Genomic DNA, 7,667 nt, shown 5'->3' on the forward strand with positions numbered 1-7,667 from the left:
AATAGTTTCTTTACTGCTGTCTATTATCCTTTTTCCCAAATGTGGAGTTACCGTATGCCCTCCATTCACAACCGTGCACACTGCAGATATGAACTGTATCGGAGTCACCTGGAATGACTGTCCAAACGACATGGTGGCAAGCTCTACCGGCCCTACATTTTCCTTCTTATGCATGATGGAGTTTGCCTCTCCGGGAAGGTCTATTCCGCTCTGACTGAACAATCCCAGCTTGTGATAATACTCGTACATGCCATCCACTCCTGTTCTCTCTCCTATCTCCATAAACGCCGGATTGCAGGAATTCATGAGCGCCTCCTTAAGGCTCTGGCTTCCATGGCCCGTGGTCTTGCTACACCTTATCCTTCTGTCCTCAACTATCTTATATCCCGGGCAGAAAAAGTTTGAGCTGCTGTCGACCGCTCCCTTCTCGAGTGCTGCCGTCAGTGTTATTATCTTGGCGGTTGATCCCGGCTCATATGTGTCGCTTATCAGATAATTTCTCCACATATTGTTCAGCTCATCCATATTGCCGGCTGTAGGCAGCAACATGGATGTCCCGGATGCGCTGTTATTCCTTTCTGCATCTTCCCCTGTGTCTGTCTCTTCATCGTTCTCTGGCTTAACCAGTTTGAACGGTTCGTTCAGGTTGTATTCCGGCACATCCACCATGGCATATATCTCGCCATTTTGGGGATTGATCGTTATTGCACACACCCTGTTTGCTTTTTTCTCGATCAGGACTTTCTCTGCAGCCTGTGTCACATATCTCTGTATATTGAGATCCAGTGTTGTCACGAGATCATTTCCGGGAATGGGCTCTGTCCTGGTTTCTGAATATTCCGCAAGCTCTATTCCCCTTGCATCCGTGACCGCATTTATGCTTCCATTTGTCCCTGTGAGCACACTGTCATATGTCACCTCAAGGCCCAGTATTCCCTGATTATCAGCACCGGTGAAGCCTATAACCTTCGATGCAAGGGTATCATATGGATAGCTGCGCTTGTAATCCTCGTCCACCTTGATCCCCGGAACAGCAGCCGCCTTGATCTTTTTTCCGGTCTCCTTGTCTACATTTGACGCTATGAGCTCCCTTGAGGATACCTTCTCCACCTTCTTCCTGATGTCTGCCGGATCCTTATCCAGATATCTTGTAAGAAGCTCTGTGACCTCCGCCTCATCCTCTATCTGGCTGTGTATCACGGATATTGAACACACCGCCTTGTTGTCCGCTATGATATTGCCATTTCTGTCGTATATCCTTCCCCTGGGAGCTTTTATGCTTCTCTCCCTCTCATGCAGGGAATCTGCTTTCTCACTATAATATTCTCCCCTGTAGAGCATTATGTATGCAAGACGGCCAACTATAACTCCCAGCGCTAGGGCCGCCATAACGAACACAAACTTTATCCTCCGCCTGTTATAACTGTATACCTTCAACTCTTGGTCCCGGACTTTTTTATTATCATATTAGCCGGATGCCTCATGTATTCGCCTATTCGTGTACAAATCTATCTCTGCATTAAAAAAGCACCGGAGGTGTATCTGCACCTTCGATGCTTTGGTTTACTATGTAAATTATCATTCGCCGGAATAGTCCTCGTCACCGCTCCACGTATCCGTGCCGTCGCCTGTTCCGCTGTCATCCTCCCATGTATCGTCCGCCGTATAACTGTCGTCTGCCGTATCGTCATACGACGTGTCATCCGCCGATGTGTCGTCGGTCGATGTATCTTCCGCTGATGTATCTTCCGCTGATGTGTCCTCAGCAGCCGCATCCTCTGTTGCCGCCTCTGTATCTGCAGTCTCTGTATCCGTGTCAAATGCTGATGAGAGCGGCTCCTCCGTTCCGTCATAAGCCACATCATCTCCGTTTGTTGAGTATACATTCAGGTATGGAAGGAGATCCTGCATAACCTGATTGAACAGCTTTGCTCCTGCTCCTGATCCTGACTGATCCTCAACATGAGGCTCATCAACTACAACGTAAAGCATTATCTGAGGATTCTCAACAGGGGTAAATCCTATGAATGACAGTACGTATTTTCCATTTCCTCGAGGAAGCTTCTCGGCTGTACCTGTCTTACCACCGATGGTGTAGCCCTCTATTCCAGCCGCATATCCTGTACCTTCCTCAACAACCGCCTGGAGGTATGTCTTCATGTAATCCGACACTTCCTTGGATATGGTCTTTCTGACAAGCACCGGATCCATATTCTCAACCACATTTCCGTCTGAATCCAGAAGTCTCTTGACAACATGTGGCACATAATAATTTCCGCCGTTTATTACAGAACAGAATCCCGCTGCCATCTGAATCATAGATGTTGTAACACCCTGTCCAAATGAAGATGTCGCAAGCTCTGTAGGATTAAGATTCTCCACATCGTACTTAATACCTGTCGTCTCACCTTCGAGATCTATTCCTGTCTTGGAACCAATGTTAAATATCATCTGATATTTGTCAAATGTCTCTGGTCCCTCCTTGTCCGCTATCTGCATCAACGCATCATTACATGAAACAGCCAGAGCTCTCTTGACGTCAACCATTCCGTGTCCTGCTCTGTAACTACAGTAAATAGGGCTCTCTCCCTCGACTACGACCTGTGAACCATCACAGAGAAATTCATCTCCGTCTGAGATCACTCCATCCTCCATGGCTCCCGCTATGGTAAATGCCTTGTATGTTGAACCCGGCTCAAACACATCACTTATACAGTAATTCTGCCATACATAGTTGAGTGCCTCATATAACTGGTCTGATGTAAATCCATCTATCGTGCTCTGGAACTCTTCATCCGACATCTTTGAGAAATCGTATTCCACTTCCTCAGTCTTTACATTCTTCTTCTGTTCGATGGTCGCTTCTGTGGATGATTCTGTGGATGATTCTGTGGTAGTGCCATCCTCGCTGCTCTCCGTTGTTGCTGTTGTATTTTTCTTTGCACTCTCAACGCTTATCAGGCTGTCCGCATTCTCATCTGCACCCTCGATCTCAACCTCCTGGGTGACGGTGACTGTCATGTTCCTGAGCGCCTGTGTGTTCATCGGGTCATTTGGATCGTAGGTACGTGAGCTTGCCATTCCAAGTATCTCGCCATTGTTTGGATCCATTGCTATGATACCTATCTGCTTAGCACCTGTATTCTGCATATACTCAGTGATGTTGTCCTCTATGATCTTCTGTATATTCATATCTATGGTGGATACTACTGTCTCACCATTCTGGGCTGCCACAGTCTCCGAGTCAACGCCGCCTGAGCCCGACATATATCTGTAAGTCTTGCCATCCACACCGTTTAAGTAGTCATTATAATAGCCCTCAATACCACCCTGTCCAACATTTCCGCTGGCGGTGTATCCGAGCAGGTGACACGCCAGAGATCCATTTGGGTAATTTCTCTTATACACTGTCTCGAATCTCACTCCTATGACATCTGCGCCCTCATCGGTCTTACAGTAATCCTCAAATGCCTTAACCTTTGTATATGGAAGATCCTTGAGGACTACCTCATAATAAGAATCCTCATTTGCAATGTGCTTGTCAAAATCGTCTCCTGACACATCGAAATACTCCAGCACCGCAGCTCTTGTTGCCGCCTTTCCCTTCTCCGTGATCAGAATATTCACAGGCTCAAGTATCAGGCTGTAGGTCTTCTCACTGTTTGCAAGGACATTTCCATTTCTGTCCAGTATCTCGCCTCTCTCATACGGAATATCCGTGGAATTGTAGTCCATCTGCAGAACCACCGCCTCCGAATACTCCTTTCCATTTGCCACGTTGATGTACACAACTCTTATGGTGAGTGCCACCAGAACTCCCACCACCAGCAAATATGCGATCTTGGTCTTTCTTCTCATCCCTTTTAAAAATAGCTTTGATCTCTTTGACATTTTATCTTTCCACCTTAAAAATTAAATATCCCTAAGACTACTTGGCCTTAGGGACATCCTTGTACTGTACTACGTAATCATCATTATTCTGTGAATAGTATAATGTTTGTCCCGGCTGTGAGTATACCATGCCGAGCTTAGTAGTTGCAATATTATATATCTCATCCAGATCTGTCATGGAATCAAGTCCTGCGCTGTAGCTTGCATTCTCGTCAAGCTGTGTTGCCACCTGGCTCTTCAGCGTTGCCACTGACTCCTTCTGTGACTTGACATCTGATGTAAGTTTCAGAAGATAACAGCACAGCGCCACCGCAACGATTATCGCAGCAACCATGCCCGCCGTATATCTTATTTGTGCATTTGTAACTGCCTTTCTCTGTGCCTTTCTGGCTGCAAGCTCTCGTCTCTCTCTGTCAGTCAGATGAGATGATCCCTGTTTCTTTCTTCGCGCCGGCTGTGGAGCTCTCTCAGGTCTCACTGAAGGCTGTGGTCTTCTCGCCGGAGCGGCTGAGCCTCTGACTACAGCTTCGCGGGATCTGTTACGTCCAGCCCGGTCATCATAATTCAGTTGTCTTGCAGAACTACCCTCTGTGTAGTATCTTCTATCTGCCATCTATATCGCCTCTTTCATTTATATCTGTCAAATTGCCTCAAACACTCTGAGCTTTGAGCTCTTTGATCTGGAATTCTCCTCAAGCTCCCTTTCTCCCGGTATGATCGGTTTTCTCGTTATCACCTTGCCGAGAGGCTTTCTTCCGCATGTGCACACCGGAAAGTTCGGTGGACAAATGCATGGATTTTCATTTTTCCTGAATGCTAGCTTCACTATCCGGTCCTCAAGGGAATGAAATGTGATGATACACAATCTTCCTCCCGGATTCAGGCTTGCTATCATGCCGTCTATTGAATCCCTGAGCACATCAAGCTCTCTGTTAAGCTCTATCCTGATCGCCTGAAATGTCTGCTTGGACGGATGTCCCTGTCCATTCCTTGCCTTTGCCGGTATGGAGCCACGGATTATATCGTTGAGCTCTTCGGTGGTCTCTATCACCTTGTTCTCACGATACTTGCATATATGATATGCAATACTCTTTGCATATCTCTCCTCTCCGTAATCCTTAAGTATACGGAACAGCTCAGCCTCGGAATAATCATTGACTATATCCTTTGCAGTCTTTGTCTGCCTGTTGTCCATCCTCATATCCAGTGGAGCATCAACCCGATATGTGAATCCTCTATCCGCATTATCGAGTTGATATGAAGACACTCCCAGATCAAGGAGTATCCCGTCCACCTTCTGTATGTTCAGTTCATCCAATATTCTTCTGAAATTCTGGTAATTATCCCTGACTATGGTCACCTTATCCCCATACGGCTCAAGTCTCTTCGACGCTGCAGCTATGGCATCCTCATCCTGGTCGATACCTATAAGCCTGCCGCCCTCACCAAGCCTCTTCACAATCTGCTCTGAGTGTCCGGCTCCCCCTAATGTGCCATCCACATAGATGCCATCCGGCTTGATATTCAGGTTGTCGATGGTCTCCTCAAGCAAGACCGACTTGTGCGCAAATTCCATAATCAATTACCATTCTCTTCTAAAAACTAAAATCAAGTGCATCAAGCTCATCTGCAAGCTCGTCCATGCTGGCCTGATTATCACTCATGTTCTCAGGGCCATCCCACTCTTCCTTGCTCCAGATCTCCGCTTTCTCACCGTTACCGATGACATACACATCCTTGTCTATATGAGCATATTCTCTCTGCTTCGGAGATAGAAGTATTCTTCCCTGTGCATCCGGCTCACACTTGACCGCTCCGGCAAGGAAACCTCTCTTGAAGGCTCTGGCCGTTCTGTTGGTCATAGGAAGCTTGTTCAGCTTCTCAACGAACTCCTCCCACTCTGTCATTCCATATACATAGAGACAGCAGTCGATTCCTTTGGTTACCATGAATGACTCCCCGAGTTCCGAACGAAGTTTTAATGGCATGATCAGTCTTCCTTTTGCATCAAGCTTATGTTCATATTCACCTGATAAGCATCTGGACATCCCGATCTCCTCCTTTCGTATAACTCCGGTTCAATCACCACTTTCCACCACTTAGTTGCACAGTAATGCCACTTGTAACCACTATTCTATACTATAGCCCCCCAAATTGCAACCCTGTTATATGAAAAAAGTGTGTGCAAATACGCAAAAAAGCCTGTAGATCTAACAGTTTTCACTGTCAAACCTACAGGCTTTTTGTGGTGGGGACAAATCCCAGTTTTTTCCCATTTCGTGGGGGATATCTCCACCTTGTGGGTATTTATCTGTATTGTCTCCCTGTTATATTATTTTTATTGCCACTTTTTCTGCGATGAAATGCTATTTTGTGGCATCTTTGTCATCTTTCTTTTTTTCTCCAGCGTCATCTGATCCACCACTGGTCTCCACTTCTGTACCGGCAGCGTCTGCTTCACCACTGGTCTCCACTTCTGTATCCGCAGGATCACATTCGCCACTAATCTTCACTTCTGTGCCAGCGGCGTCTCCCATAACTGCAACAGGCCAGCCACGCTTGGCACATCTTACATAATTTATGACAAGCAGTACCACGGCAGTTACAAAGCATACAAGTGCAAGCGCCTGGGATACCTTGATCCCTGTATTGCCGATCATCAGGGAATCACTTCTGAGACCTTCGACGATAAATCTTCCGAGTCCGTATCCTCCCACATATATAAGAGCGAACTCTCCTTTGAATTTCTTGTGCTTTCTATATATAAATAAGAACACAAGCAGCATAAGATTCCATAAGGACTCATACAGGAATGTCGGATGGACCGTTATGCAATCCATGCCGTCTATATTCACCACATTGTCCAGCATCTTCTGTGTGATGACCCCGGTTCTCTCCAGATAATCAAGATTGCCCTCTGATCTGTAGTAATCAAGAGGAATCGCCATGGCCATCTTACTGTTCGTATATGCGCCAAATGCTTCTCTGTTGAAGAAGTTGCCAAATCTTCCAAGTATCTGCCCGATCAGTATTCCGAATGTGGCTGTATCCGCCATGAGCACAAAGCTGGCTTTTCTCACCTTGCAGAATATTACCGCCGTGATGACTCCCGCTATGATTCCACCATATATGGCAAGTCCGCCGCCTCTGATATTCAGCATGGCTTTGAGTGTAGCTCCCACATCGCCCTGCACTATATACTGGTCAAGTCTGAACAGGATATAGTAGAGTCTTGCTCCAAGTATGGCCGGGATGATAAGTATAAGTATGAAATCCAGATACATTTCAGGATTCTGTTTTGTTCTCTTTGCCTCGTTGGTGACAAGTACATATGCCAGCAGGAATCCTATCATGATGATGATCCCGTAGAACCTCACCTCAAAGCTTCCTATATTGATATGGTCACCTATGTTTCTGAGGGTTATCCCAAGATTCGGAAAGAATATGCTTCTAAAATATTCTGATATCTGAGACATATCGTTACATCCTCCTAGATTCATTTACACGTTGAACTTGAAGAGAATAACATCTCCATCCTCAACCACATATTCCTTGCCTTCCTGTCTTACAAGGCCCTTCTCCTTGGCCGCAAGCATGCTTCCGCAGTCCATGAGATCCTTGTAGCTGACAACCTCCGCCTTGATAAATCCTCTCTCAAAGTCTGAGTGAATCTTGCCAGCTGCTCCAGGTGCCTTCGTTCCCTTCTTGATGGTCCATGCCCTTGACTCTGTCTCTCCGGCTGTCAGATAACTGATAAGACCAAGAAGTGAGTAGCT

The 7,667-nt window shown here is 46.3% G+C and carries 7 protein-coding genes; all 7 read right to left on the minus strand.

Going from position 1 to position 7,667, the window contains the following annotated elements; translation table 11 throughout:
- Positions 1–1,389, minus strand: a 1,389-nt coding sequence (locus CCU_RS00515; protein WP_208896324.1) for a peptidoglycan D,D-transpeptidase FtsI family protein, incomplete at its 3' end; no start/stop codon positions are given.
- A gap of 189 nt (positions 1,390–1,578) precedes the next feature.
- Positions 1,579–3,891 carry a peptidoglycan D,D-transpeptidase FtsI family protein gene (locus tag CCU_RS00520; protein ID WP_015533168.1) on the minus strand — a complete coding sequence of 771 codons (2,313 nt, stop codon included), beginning with the start codon at positions 3,889–3,891 and terminating at the stop codon, positions 1,579–1,581.
- A 37-nt stretch (positions 3,892–3,928) separates the two neighbouring features.
- Positions 3,929–4,504, minus strand: coding sequence for a hypothetical protein (locus CCU_RS00525; RefSeq protein WP_015533169.1), 576 nt, complete (start codon positions 4,502–4,504; stop codon positions 3,929–3,931).
- 27 nt (positions 4,505–4,531) lie between these two features.
- Positions 4,532–5,467, minus strand: a complete 936-nt coding sequence (rsmH, locus tag CCU_RS00530) for a 16S rRNA (cytosine(1402)-N(4))-methyltransferase RsmH (RefSeq protein ID WP_015533170.1) — start codon at positions 5,465–5,467, stop codon at positions 4,532–4,534.
- A 19-nt stretch (positions 5,468–5,486) separates the two neighbouring features.
- Complete coding sequence (gene mraZ / locus CCU_RS00535) at positions 5,487–5,939, minus strand: division/cell wall cluster transcriptional repressor MraZ (protein WP_015533171.1); 453 nt, start codon at positions 5,937–5,939, stop codon at positions 5,487–5,489.
- A gap of 318 nt (positions 5,940–6,257) precedes the next feature.
- A complete protein-coding gene (gene lgt / locus CCU_RS00540) occupies positions 6,258–7,367 on the minus strand; it encodes a prolipoprotein diacylglyceryl transferase (RefSeq protein WP_015533172.1) in 1,110 nt (369 codons plus the stop codon).
- 24 nt (positions 7,368–7,391) lie between these two features.
- Positions 7,392–7,667, minus strand: a 276-nt coding sequence (locus CCU_RS00545; RefSeq protein ID WP_208895865.1) for a DUF933 domain-containing protein, incomplete at its 5' end; no start/stop codon positions are given.

Origin of the sequence: Coprococcus sp. ART55/1, assembly GCF_000210595.1 — a bacterium.
In the GTDB taxonomy this organism is placed as follows: Bacteria; Bacillota; Clostridia; order Lachnospirales; family Lachnospiraceae; genus Coprococcus; species Coprococcus aceti.